Origin of the sequence: Hyphobacterium marinum (assembly GCF_036330325.1) — a bacterium.
Lineage (GTDB): Bacteria > Pseudomonadota > Alphaproteobacteria > Caulobacterales > Maricaulaceae > Hyphobacterium > Hyphobacterium marinum.
Genome location: NZ_JAZDRO010000001.1, coordinates 116395 through 137719, shown reverse-complemented (window position 1 = coordinate 137719; position 21325 = coordinate 116395). Strand labels below are relative to the sequence as shown.

General features: G+C 64.8%; 24 protein-coding genes and 1 tRNA gene. 15 read left to right on the top strand and 10 right to left on the bottom strand.

What is annotated here, in order from left to right; translation table 11 throughout:
- From msrP to V0U35_RS00590, 9 genes are all read right to left on the bottom strand, one after another.
- A complete protein-coding gene (gene msrP / locus V0U35_RS00630) occupies nucleotides 1-981 on the bottom strand; it encodes a protein-methionine-sulfoxide reductase catalytic subunit MsrP (protein WP_330194708.1) in 981 nt (326 codons plus the stop codon).
- A 153-nt stretch (nucleotides 982-1134) separates the two neighbouring features.
- A complete protein-coding gene (gene rffA, locus V0U35_RS00625) occupies nucleotides 1135-2271 on the bottom strand; it encodes a dTDP-4-amino-4,6-dideoxygalactose transaminase (protein ID WP_330194707.1) in 1137 nt (378 codons plus the stop codon).
- Complete coding sequence (locus tag V0U35_RS00620) at nucleotides 2268-3113, bottom strand: class I SAM-dependent methyltransferase (protein WP_330194706.1); 846 nt, start codon at nucleotides 3111-3113, stop codon at nucleotides 2268-2270. Before V0U35_RS00620 ends, rffA begins: the two co-directional genes overlap by 4 nt.
- Nucleotides 3097-4020, bottom strand: a complete 924-nt coding sequence (locus V0U35_RS00615) for a glycosyltransferase family 2 protein (RefSeq protein WP_330194705.1) — start codon at nucleotides 4018-4020, stop codon at nucleotides 3097-3099. The genes V0U35_RS00620 and V0U35_RS00615 overlap by 17 nt, the downstream gene beginning before the upstream one ends.
- On the bottom strand, nucleotides 4017-4763 hold the full coding sequence (locus V0U35_RS00610) for a GNAT family N-acetyltransferase (RefSeq protein WP_330194704.1): 747 nt from the start codon (nucleotides 4761-4763) through the stop codon (nucleotides 4017-4019). The genes V0U35_RS00615 and V0U35_RS00610 overlap by 4 nt, the downstream gene beginning before the upstream one ends.
- Nucleotides 4763-5530, bottom strand: a complete 768-nt coding sequence (locus V0U35_RS00605; protein WP_330194703.1) for a GNAT family protein — start codon at nucleotides 5528-5530, stop codon at nucleotides 4763-4765. Before V0U35_RS00605 ends, V0U35_RS00610 begins: the two co-directional genes overlap by 1 nt.
- Nucleotides 5527-6927 (bottom strand): hypothetical protein, encoded by a 1401-nt coding sequence (locus V0U35_RS00600; protein WP_330194702.1) that lies wholly within the window; start codon nucleotides 6925-6927, stop codon nucleotides 5527-5529. The genes V0U35_RS00605 and V0U35_RS00600 overlap by 4 nt, the downstream gene beginning before the upstream one ends.
- Nucleotides 6928-7018: 91 nt before the next feature.
- Nucleotides 7019-7094, bottom strand: a tRNA-Ala gene (locus V0U35_RS00595).
- A gap of 64 nt (nucleotides 7095-7158) precedes the next feature.
- Entirely contained in the window at nucleotides 7159-7932 is a 774-nt protein-coding gene (locus V0U35_RS00590; protein ID WP_330194701.1) for an alpha/beta fold hydrolase, read from the bottom strand.
- A gap of 52 nt (nucleotides 7933-7984) precedes the next feature.
- On the opposite strand from V0U35_RS00590, the gene V0U35_RS00585 reads away from it, so the two are divergent.
- The 15 genes from V0U35_RS00585 to pheT all read left to right on the top strand — a co-directional run bounded on the left by V0U35_RS00585 (nucleotide 7985) and on the right by pheT (nucleotide 20610).
- Nucleotides 7985-9115, top strand: coding sequence for a glycosyltransferase family 4 protein (locus V0U35_RS00585; protein ID WP_330194700.1), 1131 nt, complete (start codon nucleotides 7985-7987; stop codon nucleotides 9113-9115).
- 6 nt (nucleotides 9116-9121) lie between these two features.
- Complete coding sequence (locus V0U35_RS00580; protein ID WP_330194699.1) at nucleotides 9122-10099, top strand: glycosyltransferase family 9 protein; 978 nt, start codon at nucleotides 9122-9124, stop codon at nucleotides 10097-10099.
- Between the two features lie 132 nt (nucleotides 10100-10231).
- Complete coding sequence (gene infC, locus V0U35_RS00575; RefSeq protein ID WP_330195562.1) at nucleotides 10232-10771, top strand: translation initiation factor IF-3; 540 nt, start codon at nucleotides 10232-10234, stop codon at nucleotides 10769-10771.
- A 196-nt stretch (nucleotides 10772-10967) separates the two neighbouring features.
- Nucleotides 10968-11450, top strand: a complete 483-nt coding sequence (locus V0U35_RS00570) for a peptidase S1 (protein ID WP_330194698.1) — start codon at nucleotides 10968-10970, stop codon at nucleotides 11448-11450.
- A gap of 205 nt (nucleotides 11451-11655) precedes the next feature.
- A complete protein-coding gene (locus V0U35_RS00565; RefSeq protein WP_330194697.1) occupies nucleotides 11656-12558 on the top strand; it encodes a hypothetical protein in 903 nt (300 codons plus the stop codon).
- A 25-nt stretch (nucleotides 12559-12583) separates the two neighbouring features.
- On the top strand, nucleotides 12584-13927 hold the full coding sequence (locus tag V0U35_RS00560) for a hypothetical protein (protein WP_330194696.1): 1344 nt from the start codon (nucleotides 12584-12586) through the stop codon (nucleotides 13925-13927).
- A gap of 143 nt (nucleotides 13928-14070) precedes the next feature.
- Nucleotides 14071-14634, top strand: coding sequence for a MerC domain-containing protein (locus V0U35_RS00555; RefSeq protein WP_330194695.1), 564 nt, complete (start codon nucleotides 14071-14073; stop codon nucleotides 14632-14634).
- Nucleotides 14635-14799: 165 nt separating this feature from the next.
- Entirely contained in the window at nucleotides 14800-15003 is a 204-nt protein-coding gene (rpmI, locus tag V0U35_RS00550) for a 50S ribosomal protein L35 (RefSeq protein WP_330194694.1), read from the top strand.
- A 39-nt stretch (nucleotides 15004-15042) separates the two neighbouring features.
- The gene (rplT, locus tag V0U35_RS00545; RefSeq protein ID WP_373696338.1) at nucleotides 15043-15402 is read left to right on the top strand and encodes a 50S ribosomal protein L20; all 360 of its coding nucleotides are present in this window, start codon (nucleotides 15043-15045) and stop codon (nucleotides 15400-15402) included.
- Nucleotides 15403-15416: 14 nt separating this feature from the next.
- Nucleotides 15417-15599, top strand: a complete 183-nt coding sequence (locus V0U35_RS00540) for a DUF1272 domain-containing protein (RefSeq protein WP_330194693.1) — start codon at nucleotides 15417-15419, stop codon at nucleotides 15597-15599.
- 91 nt (nucleotides 15600-15690) lie between these two features.
- Nucleotides 15691-16773, top strand: a complete 1083-nt coding sequence (gene pheS, locus V0U35_RS00535; protein ID WP_330194692.1) for a phenylalanine--tRNA ligase subunit alpha — start codon at nucleotides 15691-15693, stop codon at nucleotides 16771-16773.
- A 3-nt stretch (nucleotides 16774-16776) separates the two neighbouring features.
- Entirely contained in the window at nucleotides 16777-17400 is a 624-nt protein-coding gene (locus tag V0U35_RS00530) for a DUF8453 domain-containing protein (protein ID WP_330194691.1), read from the top strand.
- Nucleotides 17397-17783 carry a hypothetical protein gene (locus V0U35_RS00525; RefSeq protein WP_330194690.1) on the top strand — a complete coding sequence of 129 codons (387 nt, stop codon included), beginning with the start codon at nucleotides 17397-17399 and terminating at the stop codon, nucleotides 17781-17783. Before V0U35_RS00530 ends, V0U35_RS00525 begins: the two co-directional genes overlap by 4 nt.
- Before the next feature lie 12 nt (nucleotides 17784-17795).
- Nucleotides 17796-18185, top strand: a complete 390-nt coding sequence (locus tag V0U35_RS00520) for a DUF302 domain-containing protein (RefSeq protein ID WP_330194689.1) — start codon at nucleotides 17796-17798, stop codon at nucleotides 18183-18185.
- A gap of 25 nt (nucleotides 18186-18210) precedes the next feature.
- Entirely contained in the window at nucleotides 18211-20610 is a 2400-nt protein-coding gene (gene pheT / locus V0U35_RS00515) for a phenylalanine--tRNA ligase subunit beta (protein ID WP_330194688.1), read from the top strand.
- Nucleotides 20611-20805: 195 nt separating this feature from the next.
- On the opposite strand, the gene V0U35_RS00510 is transcribed toward pheT, so the two are convergent.
- Nucleotides 20806-21324 (bottom strand): GNAT family N-acetyltransferase, encoded by a 519-nt coding sequence (locus V0U35_RS00510; protein WP_330194687.1) that lies wholly within the window; start codon nucleotides 21322-21324, stop codon nucleotides 20806-20808.
- Between the last annotated feature and the right edge of the window lies 1 nt (nucleotide 21325).

Here is a 21325-nt window from a genome sequence, read left to right as displayed (position 1 = left end):
TCAGTAGTTTTCGTTGAGGTCCATGCCGGCATAGAGGTCCGCGACCGCCTCGCCATAGCCATTGAACATCTCGGTATCGCGCCGGGCGAAAGGCCCGGCCCCGATAATCCGCTCGCTGGCCTGGCTCCAGCGCGGGTGGGAGCGCTCCGGATTGACGTTGGAATAAAAGCCGTATTCGCGCGGCGCGGATTGTTTCCACGTCGTCACCGGCTCCTCGGACACGAAGCTGATCCGCACGATCGACTTGATCGACTTGAAGCCATACTTCCACGGCACGACGAGCCGCATCGGCGCGCCATTCTGGTTGGGCAGGACATTGCCGTAGAGCCCGACCGCCATGAAGGCGAGCGGGTTCATCGCCTCGTCGAGACGCAGGCCCTCCCGATACGGCCAGTCGAGCACCGGGAAACGCACGCCGCGCATTTCCTCGCGGTTGAGATAGGTCTCGAACGCCACATAGCGCGCGTCCGAGGTCGGCTCGAAGCGGTTCAGAATGGAACTTAGCGGCACGCCGATCCAGGGGATGACCATCGACCAGGCTTCAACGCAGCGGAGCCGGTAGATGCGCTCTTCCAGCGCACTGAAATCGACAAGATCTTCGACCGCGAACGTGCCGGTCCGTGCGGCATGACCCGTGACTTCGACCGACCAGGGATCGGTTGTCATCGCGTCGGCATAACGCGCTGGATCATCCTTGCCCGTACCGAATTCGTAGAAATTATTGTAGCCGGTCACCGCCTCGACCGGGGTCAGATCCCCATCCGTGATGCGGTAGTCCGTCGTCGCATAGTTCAGCGAACCGTCGGCATTGGCCGTGTGTGGCGCGGCCTCACCGCTGTCCTGCGCGGAGCAGGCCCCGGCGAAGGCGGTCGCGGCCAGTGCGCCGCCCGCTGCCATGATGGAGCGCCGGTTGAGATAGAGATGTTCGGGCGTGACGTCCTTGTCCGTCAGCTGCCAGCTCGGCGTATTCCGGATCAGCATGGGGGTCGCCTTTCTGCCACTTGCGCTCTGCTCGCCTCAGAACATAGGGCGCGGCCCCGGTCCTGTCCGCCCGGCGCAAGGAAACGTGACCGGCCGGGCCTGACATCTCCTTCGTCTGACAGAGCGGTTTGGTTACAGGCCGGATGGGCGCGGTTAGCCCAGCACGTCGCTCACGGCTTCGACGACGCGGGCTTGTTCGGCTTCGCCCATCCCGGTCCAGAGCGGCAGGCGGATGAGGCGGGCCGCCAGGTCTGCCGTCACCGGAAGCGGCGGGCCGGGTTGGGCAAACCGCCGTGCGGCCGGGGCCGTGTCCAGCGGCACGTAGTGGAAGACCGCCATGACGCCGTGCTCGCGCAAGGCCGACAATACCGCTGCACGGTCGCGCCCGGGCGGCAACAGCAGGTAATACATGTGCGCATTGTGCGTGCATCCGTCCGGCACGACGGGGCGGCGCAGGCGCTCGGCGGTTTCGAATGCGCCGAATGCGGCGTGGTAGCGCGCCCACAGCGCCAGACGGCGCTGCGTGATCGCCGCCGCGTCCTCAAGCTGGACCTGCAGGAAGGCTGCAGCGAGTTCCCCCAGTCCGAAGGACGAGCCGATATCCTGCCAGCAGTAGCGCCCGGTCTCGCCCCGCTCGAAAGCCCGGCGATCAGTGCCCTTCTCGTGGATGATGTCGGCGCGCGCGGCCAGGCCGGGCCGGTTGATCAGAAGGGCACCGCCTTCCCCGCAGGTCACATTCTTGGTTTCGTGGAAGCTGAACGCGCCGAGATCGCCCATCGCGCCGAGCGCCCGGCCCTTGTAGCCCGCCTCGATGCCCTGGGCGGCGTCCTCGATCACGGCAAGGCCGTGAATTCGGCCCAGGGCGAGGATCGCATCCATTTCGCACGCGACGCCTGCATAATGGACAACGCAGATCGCTTTCGTGCGCGGCGTGATCAACGCCTCGATTTTTGTTTCGTCGATATTGAGTGTGTCGGGCCGGATATCACAGAACACCGGCATTGCCCCGCGCAGCGCAATCGCGTTCGCGGTCGAGACATAGGTATAGGCTGGCATGATCACCTCCTCGCCGGGCTGGAGGTCGAGGAGAAGCGCCGCCATCTCCAGCGCGCCGGTGCAGGAATGGGTCAGCAGCGTGCGGGCCGTGCCGGTCCGCTCTTCCAGCATGGCTTCGCAGGCGCGCGAAATCGCACCATTGCCTGACAGGACGCCAGCGGCCTGGGCGCGTTCGATTCCGGCCAGTTCGCGACCGGTCAGATAGGGCCGGTTGAAGGGGATGAGATGGGTCATACGGGTTTGCTCAGCGTAACGGCCATAGGGCTGGCCCATTGCGGCGGGATTGCACGCAACCAGCCAGCGAATGGCCCTTTCGCGGTCCAGCCTGCCAACCGCCCGGCCAGCCCGTCATGCCGGGCCCGGAAGACCGGGTCGTTGTTCAGCCGCGCAAAGGTCGCGGCCATGACGCCGGGATGAAACCGCACCGACAGGCCTTCCGTTCGGGCGATGCGCGCCAGACGCCCTGCGCCGATGAAATTCAGCCCGTCCCAGACTTCGCGATGTGCCTCGATACGGCGGGCAAAGATCGCCCGGGTCAGAGCCGGCGACCAGAAGGGGATGGGAATGGCGAAATGCGGGTCATAGGCGAAGCGGTAATTGGGGCAGAGATGGACCATTGTGCCGCCGGGTTTCAGGACACCGTTCATCGCCGCAAGCGCGGCTTCGGGGTCGGGCAGGTGTTCGAGGACATGGACCGAATAGATGAGATCAAACGACCCGTCGGTATCGGGGTCCAGATCTTCCGCGCTGCGGGCCGAGGCCGAGAAGCCGGTCGTTCCCGCGGCCGCGCTGACCCGTTCCGCCAGCCGTGACATCCGGTCAAACCCGCTTTCGGCCGGCTCGATGCCGCGAATGTCGATGCCGCGGCTGGCGAGGTAATGGCCCAGCGCGCCGATACCGGAGCCGACTTCGAGTACCCGCAGTCCGGGCTCGATGACGGGCGCGATCAGGTCATGGCCAATGCGCGATTCGCCGAGATAGGTCTGCAAGGCGTCGTGGTCCGCCTCGTCGAGCCCGTTTATCCGGTCCGCCAGCGCGTCCAGCCAGCGGCCGGGAGACTCAGCGGGTATAGTCATGGATATCGCGGATGATGACGGACGGACGGCGCTTTACCTCGTCGAAAATCCGGCCCACATAAAGCCCCGTCACACCGACAGCCGACAGGATCAGCCCGCCCAGCATCCACACCGAGACGATGAGCGAGGTCCAGCCACTCGGGGCCTGTTGAAATCCAGTCCAGAGCAGAATGACCAGCAGGGACGCCAGGACCGACAGGACGAAGACGCCCACACCGAGATAGAAGACATAGCGCATCGGCGCGCTCGAAAACGAGGTGATCGCGTCAACCGCCAGCGAGCCGCGACGGCGCAAGGAATAGGTCGTCGAACCTTTCGATCCCTTTTCCACCGGCAAGGTGACATGGTCGAATCCGGCATAGGCGAACAGGCCCGGAAGGAAGAGCGCGCGCTCGTCGAATCCGTCCAGCGCATCGGCAAACCGCCGGGTCAGCAGCCGTGCGGTGACCGGATTGCGCGGTGTCTTTAACGCGATCAGGCGCTCATGGAGCCGATAGAAGGCCTCTCCGCTGATCCGTTCGAACCAGCCGCCCTTGCGGGTTTTCTGCACGCCGGAGACCATGTCGGCTCCGGTCTCGGTCATCATTGCGGACAACCGCGTCAGCCAGCCCGGGTCTTCTTCGAGGTCGGAGTCGATGAGGAAAATGCGCTCGCCTCGCGCCTGTTTCAGCCCGGTCAGCAGGGCGCGGTGATGACCGAAATTCCGCGACAGATCGACAATGACGAGATCGCTGTCTGTTTCGGCCAGGCCCAGGGCCCGCGCGAGTGACGCGTCGGGCGAGCCGTCATTGACAAGAATGATCTCGTAGGACCCGCCATGGTCCCGCGCAGCGGCACGAGCCCGGTCCACGAATTCCGCGACCGTGTCCTCGGACCCGTAGAGCGTGGAAACGATGGACAGGTTCAAGAGGAATACTCCTTCACCGGCGGCACGCCGAGCCAGACATGATACACATCCTCGCAAGCCGCGAGAGTCCAGCCCAGACGTTCATAGATCGCGCGGGCGAAGCGGTTGCGTCCCTGTGAGCGCAGCCGGCCCTTGACGATTCCGCGCTCGCGGTAGTGCAGCATCGAGGTCTGAAGAAAGCCTGCTCCGAGCGCGCGTCCGCGCAAACGTGGATCGACGGCCATCAGGTCAGGGACACCGAAACCCGCACTATCAATCCGTCCTGAATACATCGCGGCGATAACCCCGTCCGGATCGCGCGCCACCAGAACATGGTCGCCGAACTCCCGTGTCAGCGCCCGCCGCATCCAGGTAGTGTAGAGTGCTTCCGCCGCCGGACGGGGAAACAGCGGGTCGTTGAAGAAACGAGAATGTTGTCCCGAGAGCAGGGCCAGGCGGTCTAACTCTGGCAACGGATCGCGGCCCTCGTGAAACTCGATCAGATGGGCCGCTTCCGGCGGGCCGAAGGTGATCCGGGAGTAATCACAGATATAGGTGTGACGCACATCGACATGCGCCGCCCGGCCCGGCAGGGAAACGGGGCTTCCAGCCGGGACGGTATAGACCAGAAGCGTGGCTCCCATTTGGCAGGCGGCACCGACCACTCTATCGAGATCGCCCTCCCCGGACCGCGTGGAGTGGGCTTCCACGACGGTAAATCCGAAGAAGTCCGAATCCCAATCCAGCTTGCGTGGCTCGGCCATTATGCCGGATCCTTGCTGCCGGCCCGCCCCGCCGGCCGATCCAGCCAGACGTGGACGATGTCTTCCCGTCTTTCCAGCACCCAGCCCGCGCGTTCGTAGAGATTGCACGCGGCGCCCGCGCGAGCCTGCGTCCGGATGCGGGCCTCGGTCACGCCCTCATCGTGAAACCACATCATCATGGCCCGGAAATAGGCGCGTCCGAACCCGGAATTTGCCCGTCCCGGCAAGGCGGCCATCAACGAGGGTTGCCCGTGACCGTCCGTGCCGAGATAGGTCGCGCCCATGGCCGTGCAGCAGCCGTCGCCGCCGCGGGCGACCAGGACCAGGACACGCTCGGATAGTTCGCGCGTCACGATCCTCTCCATCCAGCGCGTGTAAAGCGCTCGGGCGGCGGGGCGCGGAAAATCCGGATCGCGGAAGAAGCGCGACTGGCGGCCGGACTGGACGGCCAGACGGGCGAGATCGGGAGCCATGACCCGGGCCGCGTAGGGCTCAAGCCCGGGCAGGCCATCGACTGGCCAGTCGGGCACGGGCCGGGTCGGCGGCATGGCATAGATATGGCGGGTATCCGCGAGCACACCGGGAAGGCTGGCAGGATCAACCGCTCCGGCCGGCATGCGGCAGACCAGCAGCGCCGCGCCCTGTTCGCGTGCGGTCGCTACGGCCGCCTCTACATCTGTGGGCTGTGCATGATCAAACACGCTTTCCGCGACCTCGAAACCGAAAAAGTCGGAATCCCAGTCGAGGCGTCGCGGCGTTCCGGTCACGGCTGGTCACCCATACCCACCAGTGGGTCACCGGCCCCATCAAGGCCCACCGCCTCAAGGCCGGCAATCTCCGCCGCTGGTCGCGTGAAGGCCGACAGGACGATCAGCGCCGCCAGGCCTGCCAGTGCCGGTCTGCGCCAGCGTGCCGGCGTCCACCGTTCCGCCGTGAATGCCGCCCAGGCGACGAGCACCATCATCGCCGCCGAGGCGATCAGCGCCTTGTAGCCCAGCATGGCCGTCAGGTGGAATGGCCGCATCTTGATCGGCAGGTAGATGACGAATCCGAGCGCGATGACGAGGAAGAGCGCAACCGGAACCAGGTCGCGCCGGTCTGCACGGGTCCAGGCCGCTCGGATCCAGCGCCAGCCGAGGAGGAAAAATCCGAGCACGAGCGCGCCGCCAACAAACCGCCAGGACGTCATCGCGCTGATCGGGATGAGGTGATTATAGGCGTCGTGATAGCCATTCTGTTCGGCGGCCAGGACCTCCGGCCCGTAGGCGGCGTAGCTGGGCGAAAAGACGAGGAAACCCGGCAACACGCTCGACAGCGCCATGTAGAGATAGGTCAGGTAATTGACCGCCATGTCCTCGGCCATCATCAGGAGATGGGGGTAGGTCACCACGCTCTCGCTTTCGAAACCCGGCTGGACCAGGGGCGCGGCGGCCATGAAGCGGACGGGCAGGTAAATCGCCATCGCTCCGGCAAGGACCGCTCCGGCGATCAGGCTGCGCCGGGCAAAGCCGGCGTCGCCGTGCCGCCGCCCCCACACAGTGGCGAACCCGCAGGCGAGGATGGCGGGCACGGCAAAGTTCAGCCAGTATTCCGCTGACAGGACCAGCGGCAGCAGCGCGAGCAGGAACACGCTCAGCCGGACCGCCTCTCCGCGCTCGGCGCGCAGATACGCCAGCAGCGCCGTCACCGCGATGGCCAGCCAGGCGATCACGAGAAATCCCAGCATCACATTGCCGTAGACGAAGCTGTAGCCAAGGAAGGTCGACAGGCCGGCCACCAGTCCCAGAATCGTCGCGAAGCGCACGGACCGGGTGGCCACGAGTCCGCAGACATAAAGCGTTCCGGTGCATATCCCGGTCACGACCAGATAGACGGCGGCGGGCGGCAGAGCCTGTTCGAGGGCGTAGAGCGGCAGCAGCGTCGTTGTCGTCCAGGCCCAGCGGTCGGTATCGAGTTCAATGGGGCCGAGCAGGGCCAGCGGATTGCTGGCCAGCAGCTCCGCGATCCGGTCCGATGCCGAGGGTGACAGGATCAGCGAATAGGGCGGGCGGTCACCAGGGGCCGGAATCGTCATCCAGCGGTAGAGCGTATTGACCGCCAGGGCCAGGCCCAACGGCCAGAGGGCGGTCACTGCCGCCGGCCAAGCTCCGTCCCGTCGTCCCATGCCGGTGGCATCCCCTTACGCCTGCCCGCCGATGGTGTAGGCGCGCGCGCCATATGCGGCAAGCGCGGAAGGAAATCAAAAAGGCGAAGGATGGTGGAGCCGAGGGGAATCGAACCCCTGACCTCGTCATTGCGAACGACGCGCTCTCCCAACTGAGCTACGGCCCCTTACCTTGGGAAGCGGACAGATACGGGCCGCGCCGGTTCCCGTCAAGCGCGTCTGACGGCGCGCCTAGCTGGTCGTCTCGGCCCGCCCGCACAGTGCCTCAAGCAAGGCGGTGACGCGCGCCAGGCTCGCCGGATCGGAAAGGCGGTGGTTCGCCCCCTTGATCAGCGTCATCTCGATATCGCGCGAGGTGAAGGCATCGATCAGCCGCGAGGCCTGCGTCCAGGGCACATCGGTATCGGCCAGCCCGTGCAGAAGCCGAACCGGGCCCTCATAGGGAAGGGGTGCGCCCAGCACGCGCTGAGCCCGCCCGTCCTCGATCAGGGCGCGGGTGATCACCGTCTCGCCTTCGGGGCCGGTCTGCACCCAGCGACCCTCGTTCTCAATCGCCTCGCGGACATGAAAGGGAAAACTCTCCCACATCAGATCCTCGGTGAAGTCCGGCGCGGCAGCCAGCAGGAGCAGGCCCGCAATACGCTCCGGCCTTGCCTGGGCAAGATGACAGGCAATCCACGCGCCCATCGACGAGGCCACGAGGATTTGCGGGCCTTCGGTACACGTGTCGAGTACGGCAAGCGCGTCGTGCGTCCACTGGCCGATCGTGCCGTCCTCGAAGGTGCCCTCAGAACGGCCATGCCCGGAATAGTCGAACCGCGTCAGGCCGCGCCCGGTCTCGGCTGCCCAGCCATCGAGAAATGTCGCCTTGGTGCCGCCCATGTCGGCCCGGAAACCGCCCAGCCAGAGAAGCTTCGCCCGGCCCGGTTGCGGCGCGCGGCGCTGCCAGGCGAGCGACGGAGCACCGTCGCGGCGCAGGACTTGCACATCGGTAGTGTTTGTCATCGGCTCGATCTCGTGAAAGAAAGCGGGGCTTTCCAGTAATGATGCCTGATTCATGATCATCTTGCAGGTCATTCCCCGGCTCGACACCGGCGGCGCAGAACGCACCACGATCGAGGTGGCCGAGGCGCTGACCCGCGCTGGCCACACCGCGCTCGTCGCCAGCGAAGGCGGCCGCCAGGAAGGCGCACTGGACGCGGCCGGAGCCCGGCTGTTCCGCATGCCGCTCGATTCCAAAACCCCCTGGGGGCTTGAAGCCAACACGGCCCGCCTGGTCCGGCTGATCCGGACCGAAGGCGTCGATCTCGTTCACGCCCGATCCCGCGCTCCGGCCTGGAGCGCGCTGCGGGCCGCCCGCCGCACCGGCATTCCCTTCGTGACCACCTATCACGGGGCCTATAACGCGCGCTCGGGCCTGAAGCGCTTCTACAATTCGGTGATGGCGCGCGGCGACCGGGTGATCGCCAATTCGAACTATATCGCGGCGCACGTGATGGAAGAGCATGGTGTAGGGCCGGACCGCATCGCCGTCATCCCGCGCGGCGTCGACATCGACCGCTTCGCCCGGTCGCCCGAAACGGTCGCGCGCGCCGCCACCCTGAAAGCCGCGCTGGGCGTGCCCGAGGACCGCATTGTCGGTGTCCTGCCCGCGCGGCTGACGCGCTGGAAAGGCCAGACCGTCGCCATCGAGGCGATGGCCGCGCTGAAGACTGAGGGCGGTTCGCTGCCCTATCTCCTGTTCGTGGGTGACGATCAGGGCCGCGCCGACTATCGCCAGGAGCTCGAAACCCTGATCGCGCGCTATGGGCTGGACTCCGATATCGGTCTCGCCGGTCACCAGGATGACATGCCGGCCATTTATGCGCTCGCCGACTTCGCGCTCAACCCGTCGACCGACCCGGAAGCCTTTGGCCGCACCGCGGCGGAAGCCTCGGCGGCCGGATTGCCCGTTATCGCCGCTGATCATGGCGGCGCGCGTGAGGTCGTCCTGTCAGGAAAGACCGGTTGGCGTGTTCCGCCCGGGGATGTCCCGGCGCTGGCAGGCGCGATATCGGAGTTGATGGGGCTCAATTTCGAGGCGCACCGGCGCATGGGGCGGGCCGGTGCCGCGCATGTCGCGGCGAATTTCACTGTCACCGGACTGCAAGACTCCACCTTGCGGGTCTACCGCGAACTCTTAAAGTGAACCGCCATGACTGACGCCGCGCGCGATACCATTTATATCCTCCTGTGGGGCGATCTTGTCGATACCGTGCGCGGTCTCGCCTCGGTCGACCGGATCAAGGCTGCGCACCGGCGGGCGCGTATCATCCTGCTGACCTCGCCCGACTACGAAGCTTTGCTCAAGCACTGCCCGCATTTCACCGGGGTCGAGACGGACGCGCTGGCCGAAGGTCCGGCGGGCCGCCTGATGGTCAAGCGGATCAAGATCTCCAAGCCTGTTGCCGTCTACGATCTCGTCGGCGGTCCGATAGCGCGCAAGATCAAGGGCGGGCTGCGCTTTATGAAGACGCGCTGGATTGACGGCCGGCCCGCCGAAGCAGGCGGGCACCCGATCGATACGGCTGCGGCCACGCTGGGCCGCGCCGGTCTCGGGCCGGATCGCTATGAGCTGGGGGCAGCACCGGGTCCGGACATCGCCTGGATCGATTATCTGGCGCGCTCCTCGCGCATGCTCGAGCCGGAATATTTCGGCATCAATGACGCGTTCGCCCTGCTGGCCCCGGCCGGTGACGAGGTAAAACCGCCGCTGCGCTGGCCGAAAGAGCGCTGGGCGACACTGGCGAGCCAGTTGCTCGACGCCGGCATTATCCCCGCCGTGGTCGGCGGGCCGTCCGCGAGGGAAGTGGGCCGCTTCATCGCCGAGGTAACCCCCGGTGCGCGCGACCTGACCGGCAAGGCCAAGCTGGTCCAGCTGGCCGGGCTGGGGCGCAAGGCCCGCTTTGTCTTCGGCGAGGACACGGGGCTGTTGCACCTGCTCGTCGCCGCCGGCCCCCCGGCGCTGGCGCTCTATCCCGATGGTGAGGGCGATCCGGCCTACCGGGCCCCGCGCGGTGCCTCGCCGGTCGTGATCATGCACGCACCGACCCTCGCCCAGGTCACACCGGAAGAGGCGATGCAGGCCATGCGCTATGCAGGCGGCTTTGATCGCGCGCCCCGAGCGGCTTGATTTGTGTTGCCATCTCGCCATAACACCCGTTTCCAGACACTGCCCGACCGAATTTGGCGCTTGCGCCGCGCGCTCCGGCAGGGTCTTGATACCGACTGACTACGTTCCAGAGGCTTTTCGAGGAGAAGACGCATAGCCCGCAGACCCCAAGCAGCGCCGCCGGCGAAAAAAGACGGCCCGCGCATCAATTCAGACATACGCGTTCCGCGCGTTCTGCTGATCGACGAACACGGCGAGAAACAGGGAATCATGCCCACCGACGCGGCGCTGGAAGCCGCGCAGGAAGCCGGGCTTGATCTTGTGGAGGTGTCTCCGAACACCGATCCGCCCGTGTGCAAGATTCTCGATTACGGGAAGCTGAAATACCAGGAACAGAAAAAGAAGACCGAGGCCCGCAAGAAGCAGCGCACCGCGCAGGTCAAGGAAATCAAGATGCGTCCGAATATCGACGTGCATGATTACGAGGTGAAGACCAAAGCCATGCACCGCTTCTTCGAGGAGGGCGACAAGGTCAAGGTCACCATCCGCTTCCGGGGCCGTGAAATGGCGCACCAGGATCGCGGCATGACCCTGCTTCAGCGTGTCAAGGAAGACTTCGACGAGGTCGCCAAGGTCGAATTCGAGCCCAAGCTCGAAGGCCGCCAGATGATCATGGTCATGGCCCCGCGCTAATCCCTGGCGCGAGTAATCTCCGCCCGATTCCCGTCACGCACGAATCTCTCGTTGAACCGGTCCGTTCTTGGCAAAAAAATGCCGGACCGGTTCAACTTGGGTTCACATCCGCGGGCTGTTTAATGCTACCGTTCGCAATGGGCGTGTTCGGGCCGTCAGGGCTACGAACGTCCGAAACGGAAGGGGATCCAAGAACATGACCATCAAAACCGCCATCGCGGCTGCCGTCAGTGCAGCGGCGCTTTCGCTGGCCTTTGGCGCGTCTGCCGAAGCCCAGAACTGGCAAGCCAACCCGAATTACGGTTCGGTGTCGCTGACCACCGGTTTCGCGCCGGATCCGTATGTCGTCAACGTCCTGTCGGGCGGGACGATCAATGCCGCCGGTATCGGCGGGTCCTGCCGGGGCTTCATCTCGAATGCACCGGACTTCGACCTGTATTTCACCGCTGGTTCCAGCCTGCCGCTGATCATTTCGGTGGCGTCCAATGCCGATACGACCCTGGTCGTGCGTGCGCCGGACGGGCTGTGGTATTGCGATGACGATTCCGGCCAGGGCCTGAACCCGTCAGTGCGGTTCAACAATCCGCGTTCGGGTCTTTATGACATCTGGGTCGGTACCTATGGCAATGCCAGCAATCAGCCGAGCCAACTGAACATTTCCGAACTCTACAGCCAGTAGGGTGCGGAAGGACCGGTGACCGGCAGCGTCCGGGGGTACGGGACCCCGGGCGATCTGCCCCGCCGGTGGCCTCGTGCCGGAATCGGGTCCGGCTGACCCGGCATTTGACGCATTTTCGTTGCAGTCTGGTGCCAATTTGGCCAAGCAATTCTGGATTCTGTCCGTGACGGCCCTGGATGGGGCCCCGGACAGGAAGGGGACCAGTATGAACCGCCAGACATACATTCCCGGCATGCTGGGAGCCGCGCTGGCCGTGCTGGCACTGACCGGTCCGGCCGGGGCGCAGGACTGGACGCTGAATCCGACCTATGGCGCGTCGAGCCTCCAGAACGGCTTTCGGCCCGATCCCCATGTCATCGACCTTCACTCCGGCGGCGAGATCAATGCCGCCCGCATGATCGGCGGGCACTGCACCGGCTTTATCGCCAATGCGCCGGATTACCGCCTGACTTATGAAGCCGGCGACCTCCCGCTGATCTTCGAAGTCACGGCGAATGTTGACACCACGCTCGTGATCAACGGCCCGGACGGGCTGTGGTATTGCGATGACGACAGCGCCGGAAATCTCAATCCGCGCCTATACTGGACCAGCCCGCCATCAGGTCAGTACGACATCTTTGTCGGGACGTATGGCAATGCCGGTATCCGGCCTGCGCAGCTGTCCATTACCGAAATTCCGCCGGAAGTCGCCGAGCCACCGGTGCCCGATTGGTCCCTCGACCCGACATTCGGCACCGTGTCTCTGGATTATGGTTTCCTGCCTGATCCATTCGAGATACAGCTGCAGTCAGGCGGTGCCATCGATGCAGCCGCCGCGATCGGCGCGCCGTGCGTCGGCTTTGTCGCCCAGGCTCCCGATTTCCGCTTTACCTACAATGCCGGATCGCCGCCGCTGATCATCTCGGTCGGGTCAGAGGCTGACACCACGCTCGTGATCAATGGCCCGGACGGGCTCTGGTATTGCGATGACGACAGCGGTGAAGGCCTCAATCCGTCACTGCGCTGGGACACGCCGCCATCGGGACAATACGACATCTATGTGGGCACTTACGGGGAAGCCGCCCTGCAGGACGCCACCTTGTGGATATCAGAAATCACCAGTCACTAACTCACCAGGGAAGGGGAGAATTTCCATGAATCGTATGCTTTTGGCCCTCGGCGCGGCGGTGGTCGCCGCGTCGCCCGCGGCCGCACAGACGATCTCGGTGCAGCCGCACTACGGATCGATCACGCTGGATTCCGGCTTCCTGCCGGACCCGCATACCGTCAATCTTCAGGCTGGCGGCAACCAGGATGCCGGCCGTCTCGGCGATGCGTGCTGGGGCTATATCTCCGATGCGCCGGACTACAATCTCTATTATACTGCCGGGGCTCTGCCGCTTTACATCTCGGCCACATCGGACTCCGACACCGTGCTGGTCATCAACGATGCGGCGGGCAATTGGCATTGCAATGACGACGCCGCGGAAAGCCTGAATTCGGGGATCCAGTTCGACCGCCCGTCCAGTGGTCTCTACAACATCTGGGTCGGCCGTTTCGGCGTTCAGGGCGAATTCGTTCCGGCGCAGCTGCACATTTCCGAGCTCGGCTTTGCCATGAATGGCTCGCTCGGTGGCGGCGGTGCGCTCGACTACTCGCTCCCGGCCAATTTCGGCGAACGGCAGCTCAGCGCCGGCTTCATCCCCGATCCGGTCAATGTCGAAATTCTCGCCGGCGGCAATGTCGATGTCCGCGAGGCTGACATGCCGGGCTGCTGGGGTTACGCCTCTTCCGCGCCCGATTACGAGCTGACCTACACTGCGGGCGGCTTTGATCTCTATCTCTCGGCGACGTCCAACCGGGATACGGTTCTTATCGTCAACGACCCGAGCGGCAACTGGATCTGCAATGACGACGGGGCCGAAGGCCTCAACCCGGGTATCCAGATCTCCGACCCGCAATCGGGCGTCTATGACATCTGGGTCGGCACCTATTCCCAGCAGGACGACTTCCCGCCGGCCATGCTGCACATCTCCGAGCTTGGCTTTGGTGGCGATTTCTCCAGCGCGACCGGGCTCGATACTGCCCTGCCAGCCAATTACGGCGCGACCGCGCTCAATGGCGGCTTCATCCCCGATCCGCACACCGTCGACATCTATGCCGGTGGTGACATCTCTGTCAGCGACTCGGTGAACGGTTCCGGGACGTGCCGCGGCTATGTGACCGCCGCGCCCGACTACGAACTCGACTTCACTGCCGGGTCTCTGGACCTCTTCATCTCGGCGGCCTCCTCCAGCGACACGACGATTGTCGTCAATGCGCCGGACGGTTCGTGGTGGTGCGATGATGACGGCGGAGAGGGCTCGTTCAATCCGGGTGTCCAGTTCAGCAATCCGCAATCGGGTATCTATGACATCTGGGTGGGCACCTATTCGCGGCGCGACCCGGTGCCGGCCCGCCTGAACATTTCCGAGATCGGCTTCTTCGACAACGACTGATCTGAGACCGGCAATCCGGAATGAATCGGGCGGCATTCCTTTGGCGGAGTGCCGCCCTTTTCATGCGGGCAGGCCTTCCCTTTTGAATAATGTAACACTATATCATCAGAAGCTGACACGCCGCCGCCCGGGACCGCGCGACCATGAATGACCGCCACGCCAAATTCGCCGACATGTCCGGGATCGGACTGTCGCTCCTGTGCATGGCGCATTGCTTCATCCTGCCCGTGATTGCCGTGCTTGCCCCGGCGCTTCTGCCCAGCCTGTCAGGCTGGCTGTTCACCGGCGAGTCCGCGCACATGTTGTTTTTCCTGATCGCCGCACCGGTCTCGATTGCCGCTTTTTTCTGGGGCGCGCGCCTGTCCGGGGCCGGCTGGAGGACCCTGACCGCAGCCGGTATCGGCCTGGTCCTGATGTTTGTCGGGGCGACGCATGTTTTTGGCCACCTCGCGGAAACCATCCTGACCGCTGCGGGCGTGACCCTTCTGGCCGGGGCGCATTTCGTGAACTGGCGGGCCCGCGCCCGGCAGGGGCATGACCACGAGGAAGACTGTGCGCTCTGCGACAGCGAGGCTCCGGCGTCCGCGCCGCCGCCCGAACCCGGTCATCGGCACGACGCGTCCTGCGGTCATGCCCATGGCACCGAAACCCGCAGCCTCGCCAGCCCGCCGGCTAATGACCGGCGTCCGGCATCCAGCGTCGCCTGACCAGCCGGTCCGCTACAGCGGGCTGACCTCTCCCGCTTGCCTTTCCTGTTCCGTGCGCGTATGACGCGCGCTCTTGAAAAACCACCCGTTCAGGCCCCCATCGACATGCCTGCCGGGTCCGACACGCAAGGAACCGTTCGCGGTTCCGCATCAAAGGAGCGTCAAATGTCGAAGATGAAGACCAAGAGCGGCGCCAAGAAGCGCTTCAAGCTCACCGCGACTGGCAAGGTGAAGGCCGGCCAGACGGGAAAACGCCACGGCATGATCAAGCGGACGCCCAAGCAGATCCGTGACAAGCGCGGCACGGTGGTTCTCGCCCCCGCCGACGCCAAGGTCGTGAAGAAGAAGTTTCTCCCGAACGGCCTTTAAGGTCGGTTCGCGATTTCAACGAGTTAGGAGCCTCATACTATGGCACGCGTCAAGCGCGGTGTGGTTTCCCGCCGCAAGCACAACAAGGTCATCTCCCAGGCGAAGGGCTATTACGGCCGCCGCAAGAACGTCTACCGCGTCGCGGTCCAGGCGGTCGAAAAGGCCGGCCAGTACGCCTATCGCGACCGCCGGGCCAAGAAGCGCAATTTCCGCGCTCTCTGGATCCAGCGGATCAATGCCGGTGCCCGCCAGCACGGCATCACCTATTCCCAGTTCATGAACGGCCTGTCGCGCGCCGGCATCGACATCGACCGCAAGGTCCTGTCCGATCTGGCGATCCGCGAGCCCGACGCCTTCAAGGCGCTGGTCGAACAGGCCCAGGGCGCTCTGGCGAACTAGAGACCGCAACGCCGATGGCCCTCGAGATGAAGCCCGCTTGCCAGAGCTGCGAGCGGGCGCTCGAGCCCACCGGCGAGGCCTTTATCTGCACCTATGAATGCACCTTCTGTGCGCCTTGCACGGAAGACACCCATGCCCATGTCTGCCCCAATTGCGGCGGCGAACTGGTCCGGCGTCCGCGCCGCAAGGCGAACTGACGCCGCCGGAGCGCTTGCCTTCCCGGCGCGGACCGGTAAACCGGAGGGCTGACAAACTCTCCGCCCCGCTTTGATCTTCCAGGGACAGGCCATGACGACGACCGGCGAGCTCGACGCCCTCGAAACCGAACTGACCGCAGCCGTCGGTGCCGCCTCTGACGAGGGTGCGCTGGAAACCCTGCGCGTCGAGGCGCTCGGCAAGAAGGGCAGGATTTCCCTGATGATGCGCTCGCTGGGTCAGATGAGCCCGGAAGAGCGCCAGGTCATGGGCCCGGCGCTGAATGGCCTGAAAGACCGGATCGGGTCCGCCATTGCGGCGCGCAAGGCCGCGTTGGAAGCCAAGGCGCTTGATGCGCGACTGGCTACCGAGCGCGCCGACGTCACCCTGCCCGTGCGCAACGAGCCGAAAGGCGCGCTACACCCGGTGACGCAGGTGATGGAGGAACTCGCCGTCATTTTTGCCGACATGGGGTTCGAGGTCGCTGAAGGTCCGGACGTGGAAGACGACTTCCACAACTTCACCGCCCTGAACTTCCCCGAAGGTCACCCGGCGCGCGATACGCACGACACCTTCTTCATGAAGCCGGAGTCTGACGGCTCGCAGAAAGTCCTGCGCACCCATACCAGCCCGGTGCAGATCCGCACCATGATGGAAAGGAAGCCGCCCATCCGCATCATCGCGCCGGGCCGCGTCTATCGCTGCGACTGGGACCAGACCCATACGCCGATGTTCCACCAGGTCGAGGGGCTGGTGATCGACAAGGAGGCCCATATGGGCCACCTGAAAGGCATCCTCATCGACTTCATCGCCGCCTTCTTCGAGACCGATGTGGTCGAGTCCCGCTTCCGCCCGCACCACTTCCCCTTCACCGAACCGTCGGCGGAGATGGATGTGCGCTATGAGCGCGTCGGCGATGCGGTGAAGATCGGCTCCGGCGATCAGTGGATGGAAATCCTGGGGTGCGGCATGGTCCACCCGAATGTCATCGCCAATTGCGGCCTTGATCCGGACGAGTTCCAGGGCTTTGCCTGGGGCATGGGCGTGGACCGCCTCGCCATGCTGAAATATGGCGCGCCGGACCTGCGCGACTATTTCGCCAATGATGTCCGCTGGCTGGCCCATTACGGCTTCTCTCCGCTGCTTCAGGCCAATCTCGCGAGCGGGTTGAGCTGACCCATGCTCCGCTGGCTCAAAACCAACCACCAGGCGCTCACCGCGGTCGGCGCGATGGTCGTCGGTCTTGCGGCGCTCTTCATCGCCTGGGACCAGGCGCGCGTGATGCGCGCCCAGCAACATGCCTCGGTCTATCCGGTGCTTCAGGTCGATGGCTATCAGAGTTCAGGCGACACGAATGCCAGTCTGGGTATTCGGGTGCGAAATACGGGTGTCGGGCCGGCACAAATCGAATCGGTCAGTCTCTACCAGGATGGCGAACGCCGCGCCGACATGTCGTTGTTCCTGGCCGAATTGCCGCCCGGCTACGACATCTCGTGGACGGCGCTGACCGGTCGTTCGGTTGCCGCGGGTGAAATGGTTCCGTCGGTCGATCTGACCTGGGCGCGTTCGGACGTACGCCTTGATGATCTTACAGCCGCTGCGCTGGAATGGGACCGGTGGGAAGTCGAAATCTGTTACTGCTCGGTCTTCAATCGGTGCTGGACGACATCGCCAATTGGCGGCGCACGCGCCGAGCGAGTCGCGCGCTGCGAACGCGATGATGCCGATCCCTTCCTGGTCCTCGGCACAGCTGCGATCGATGATCCGCAAGCCGTAACGATCGAAGCGGAGGACGCACGATGAATCGCCTGACATTCATTGCCCTGGGGATAGGCTTCATTCTCGGACTCTTTGCCGCCTTCGCGGTTGATCAGATCACTCAGGACGACAATGCGCCATGGGTTGGGATCCGCGAATTGCGCGGTTGCTGGTCGTCCGGGAGCGATACGCTGACCTTCCGCCAGGACGGGGAGCGCAGCCGCGAGCTCGAGGCCCGGTTTGGCACCGATGACCAATGGCGCGAAGTTGAGACAGCCCTTGATGGCGATCTGATAGTCGCGCATTTCAGCAACGATCCAGAACTGTATGAATTTCGTTTCGACGCTCGCCGCGAGGGCGATCGGTTGACAGTGACTTCGGCGCTCGGCGACGAAACCAGTTTGCGGCGCTGCGAGCCAACGGCCTAGGAGGCCAACGACTTGAGCTATTACATCTCGACCCGTGTGGACGGCCGTTTTGACGACGTCGTTGACCGCGTGATTGCCGCGCTCAAGGATCAGGGATTCGGTGTTCTCAGCGACATTGATATCGCCGCGACGATGAAGGCCAAGCTCGACAAGGACTTGCGGCCCTACCGCATTCTCGGGGCCTGCAATCCGGGATTTGCCTTCAAGGCATTGCAGGCCGAAGACAAGATCGGCGTGATGTTGCCCTGCAATGTCATCGTCCAGCAGCGCGAGGATGGCCGCATCGAGGTTTCAGCGGTCGATCCGGCGGCCTCCATGCAGGCGGTCGAAAACCCGGCGCTCGCAGACCTCGCCGGTGACGTCAAAGCCATGTTGGCCAAAATGATTCAGAGCCTTAACTGAGGGCGCATATCGCGCATATTCGACGATGAAATTCACTCTCTCCTGGCTGAAAGAACACCTGGAAACGGACAAGTCCCTCGACGAAATCGCCGAGGTGATGACGATGGCCGGTCTCGAGATCGAGGGTATCGACAACCCGGGCGAGGCGCTCGCTGCCTTTACCGTCGCCCATGTCACCTCTGCCGAGCCGCACCCGGATGCCGACAAGCTGCGGGTCTGCACGGTCGAAACCGTCGACGGCACCAAGCAGATCGTCTGCGGCGCACCCAATGCCCGCGCCGGGATGCAGGCCATCTATGCGCCGCTCGGGGCCTATATCCCGGGCGCGGATTTCTCGCTCGACGCCAAGCCGCGCAAGATTCGCGGTGTGGAATCCCACGGCATGCTGTGTTCAGCCAAGGAGCTGGAAGCCGGGGACGACCATGACGGCATTATCGACCTCAAAGGCGATTTCCCCGTCGGCACGCCGGCGGCCGAGGCGCTGGGTGCGAATGACCCGGTCATTGATTTCGAAGTGACGCCCAACCGGCCCGACTGGCTCGGCGTCCATGGCATTGCGCGCGATCTCGCTGCTGCCGGACTTGGACGTCTGAAAACCGCACCGGTAACGCCGGTCGAGGGGACCTTCCCCTGTCCCGTCACGGTTGAGCTCGACTGGCCAGAAGCCTGCCCGGTCTTCGCCGGGCGCGTCATTCGCGGGGTCAAGAACGGCCCATCCCCGGCCTGGCTGCAACAGCGCCTGAAAGCCATCGGTCTTCGGCCCATCAGCCGACTCGTCGACATCACCAATCTGATGTCGCACGACCGCTGCCGCCCGCTGCACGTCTATGATGTCGCCAAGCTCGATGGTCCGATCCGGGCCCGGCGCGGACGCGGAACGCCCGACGCTTTCGAGGCGCTCGACGGCAAGACCTATGAGCCCACCGCCGACCAGTGCGTCATCGCCGATGATGCCCGCTGCCTCGGCTTTGGCGGCGTCATGGGCGGCGAATATTCCGGCTGCACCGAGGAAACCACCGACGTTTTCGTCGAGTGCGCCTGGTTCGACCCGCAGATCACCCGCGCCACCGGCCGGGCGACCGGTATCGAATCCGATGCCAAGCACCGTTTCGAGCGCGGCGTCGACACCGGTTTCGTGCGGGGCGGGCTGGAGCTTGCGACCGCGTTGATCCTCGATCTGTGCGGCGGGGAGCCGTCGGAAATGTTCGTCGCGGGCGAGGAACCCGCTGCGCCCGACGCGATCAATTTCCCGACCGGCGAGGTGAAACGCCTGACCGGGCTCGACCTCTCCAACGAAGAGATCGTCGATATTCTTTCCGCGCTCGGCTTCGGCATTGCCGGGGCGGGCGACAGCCTCTCGGTCGAAGTGCCGACCTGGCGGCGCGATTGCGCCTTGAAAGCCGACCTCGTCGAAGAAGTCGCGCGCATCCATGGCTTCAACCGTATCGAGGCGATTTCCCTGCCGCGTCTTCCCGGCCGCCGCGAGGCTCCGGCGACGACCGGCCAGAACCGGGCCCGCTGGGCGCGCCGGGCACTGGCCCAGCGCGGCTATCGCGAGGCCGTGACCTGGTCGTTCGCGGAAAAATCCCGCGCGGCCCTGTTTGGCGGGCATGGCGAGGGGCTGGCGCTGGAAAACCCGATCAGTTCCGAACTCGACGTGATGCGTCCCTCCGCGCTCATCCATCTATTGACCGCCATCCAGGCCAATGCCGACAAGGGCGTCAGCGATCCGCGCCTCTTTGAAGTCGGGCCGATCTATCTCTCCGATGCGCCGGACGGTCAGGAAACCGTTGCCGCCGGTGTGCGTTTCGTCAAACCGGTGCGCTCCTGGCACGGCAGCCGGGAGGCCGACCTCTTCGACGCCAAGGCCGACGCGATGGCGGCGCTCGACGCCGCCGGTGCGCCGGTCGACTCGCTTCAGGTCGCTGCAGAGGCGCGGCCCTGGTGGCATCCGGGCCGGTCCGGCGTGTTCAAGCTGGGACCCAAGAATGTCCTTGCCGAATTCGGCGAGATCCACCCCGGAATCCTGCGCGAACTCGACATTGACGGCCGCGTCATCGGCTTTGAAGTGCGTCTGGATGCCATTCCCGAAGGGCGCAAAAAATCCGGCACCAAGGCCCGTCCGCCGCTGCAACGCTCCGAGTTGATGCCAGTGCGACGCGACTTCGCCTTCGTTCTGGATCGCTCCGTGGCCGCGCAGGACGTGATCCGCGCGGCGAAAGGGGCGGACAAGGCGCTCATTGCCGACGTCACCGTGTTCGACGTCTATCAGGGGGCCAATCTTGGCGCGGACAAGGTCTCGCTCGCACTCGAAGCCACGCTCCAGCCGTCAGACAAGACGCTGACCGACAAGGAAATCGAGGCGGTCGCGGCCAAAATCGTCGCGGCGGTTGAAAAGGCGACGGGCGGAGTGTTGCGAGGGTAAGGGATTCCCTTCGCTATCTGCCCCGGACCGCGTTCCGGGGCCTACAGATCGCGAAGGATGGAGAGCCATATTCGGTCATTTCGGTAGGTCCCGGAAAAAAAGTCCGGGACCGGCTTTTCAAGTTTGACCTTGATCCAACCCCTCAGTCGGCGCTTTGCGCCTCCCTCTCCCTTTTGAAAGGGTGAGGGACAGGGATCAGAACCCCGAAAACGCGCGGTGATAGCGGATGATGCCGGGCCCTTTGGGCAGGCGGTTCGTGTCGCGGACCAGCAAGCGGAAGGCGTCACCGGCCTGGTTCTCGACGTCGGCATCCCACCGGTAGTCAAAGCCGCTGGCCGGTTCAAAACCGAAGCGCGCGTAATAGTCCGGTTCGCCCAGTACGGCGAAGAAGGGCGGATCCAGCGCGGCGAGGAATTCCAGCGCGCTGTCGACCAGAGCCGAGCCGATTCCCCGGCCCTGCCGGGTCTCGACAACCGCGAGCGGGGCGAGGCCTAGACCGATCGCCGAGGATTTCCCTGCGCCAACCGCTTCGACCGGCGAGAACAGCACCATGCCGATGACGGCGTCATGGTCTTCGGCAACGAGTTCGAGACTGTCCGCGTCGGCCGCGCGCAGGGAATCGACGAGACGCGCTTCGGCATCGGTCGGGAAAGCCCCCCGCAACAATCGGCCGATGGCGGCGTGGTCACCAGCCTCGGCAGGGCGGATCTGCATC

What these genes read in the sequence shown, in the direction of transcription:
- pheS (WP_330194692.1), top strand. Translation starts at nt 15,691, where the DNA reads ATGACGACGACCGGCGAGCTCGACGCCCTCGAAACCGAACTGACCGCA.
- V0U35_RS00540 (WP_330194693.1), top strand. Translation starts at nt 15,417, where the DNA reads ATGGCCCTCGAGATGAAGCCCGCTTGCCAGAGCTGCGAGCGGGCGCTC.
- msrP (WP_330194708.1), bottom strand. Translation starts at nt 981, where the DNA reads ATGCTGATCCGGAATACGCCGAGCTGGCAGCTGACGGACAAGGACGTC.
- V0U35_RS00565 (WP_330194697.1), top strand. Translation starts at nt 11,656, where the DNA reads ATGAACCGCCAGACATACATTCCCGGCATGCTGGGAGCCGCGCTGGCC.
- V0U35_RS00555 (WP_330194695.1), top strand. Translation starts at nt 14,071, where the DNA reads ATGAATGACCGCCACGCCAAATTCGCCGACATGTCCGGGATCGGACTG.
- V0U35_RS00610 (WP_330194704.1), bottom strand. Translation starts at nt 4,763, where the DNA reads ATGGCCGAGCCACGCAAGCTGGATTGGGATTCGGACTTCTTCGGATTT.
- V0U35_RS00620 (WP_330194706.1), bottom strand. Translation starts at nt 3,113, where the DNA reads ATGACTATACCCGCTGAGTCTCCCGGCCGCTGGCTGGACGCGCTGGCG.
- V0U35_RS00525 (WP_330194690.1), top strand. Translation starts at nt 17,397, where the DNA reads ATGAATCGCCTGACATTCATTGCCCTGGGGATAGGCTTCATTCTCGGA.
- V0U35_RS00585 (WP_330194700.1), top strand. Translation starts at nt 7,985, where the DNA reads ATGATCATCTTGCAGGTCATTCCCCGGCTCGACACCGGCGGCGCAGAA.
- V0U35_RS00570 (WP_330194698.1), top strand. Translation starts at nt 10,968, where the DNA reads ATGACCATCAAAACCGCCATCGCGGCTGCCGTCAGTGCAGCGGCGCTT.
- V0U35_RS00590 (WP_330194701.1), bottom strand. Translation starts at nt 7,932, where the DNA reads ATGACAAACACTACCGATGTGCAAGTCCTGCGCCGCGACGGTGCTCCG.
- V0U35_RS00530 (WP_330194691.1), top strand. Translation starts at nt 16,777, where the DNA reads ATGCTCCGCTGGCTCAAAACCAACCACCAGGCGCTCACCGCGGTCGGC.
- rffA (WP_330194707.1), bottom strand. Translation starts at nt 2,271, where the DNA reads ATGACCCATCTCATCCCCTTCAACCGGCCCTATCTGACCGGTCGCGAA.
- V0U35_RS00510 (WP_330194687.1), bottom strand. Translation starts at nt 21,324, where the DNA reads ATGCAGATCCGCCCTGCCGAGGCTGGTGACCACGCCGCCATCGGCCGA.
- V0U35_RS00600 (WP_330194702.1), bottom strand. Translation starts at nt 6,927, where the DNA reads ATGGGACGACGGGACGGAGCTTGGCCGGCGGCAGTGACCGCCCTCTGG.
- rplT (WP_373696338.1), top strand. Translation starts at nt 15,043, where the DNA reads ATGGCACGCGTCAAGCGCGGTGTGGTTTCCCGCCGCAAGCACAACAAG.
- rpmI (WP_330194694.1), top strand. Translation starts at nt 14,800, where the DNA reads ATGTCGAAGATGAAGACCAAGAGCGGCGCCAAGAAGCGCTTCAAGCTC.
- V0U35_RS00560 (WP_330194696.1), top strand. Translation starts at nt 12,584, where the DNA reads ATGAATCGTATGCTTTTGGCCCTCGGCGCGGCGGTGGTCGCCGCGTCG.
- pheT (WP_330194688.1), top strand. Translation starts at nt 18,211, where the DNA reads ATGAAATTCACTCTCTCCTGGCTGAAAGAACACCTGGAAACGGACAAG.
- V0U35_RS00580 (WP_330194699.1), top strand. Translation starts at nt 9,122, where the DNA reads ATGACTGACGCCGCGCGCGATACCATTTATATCCTCCTGTGGGGCGAT.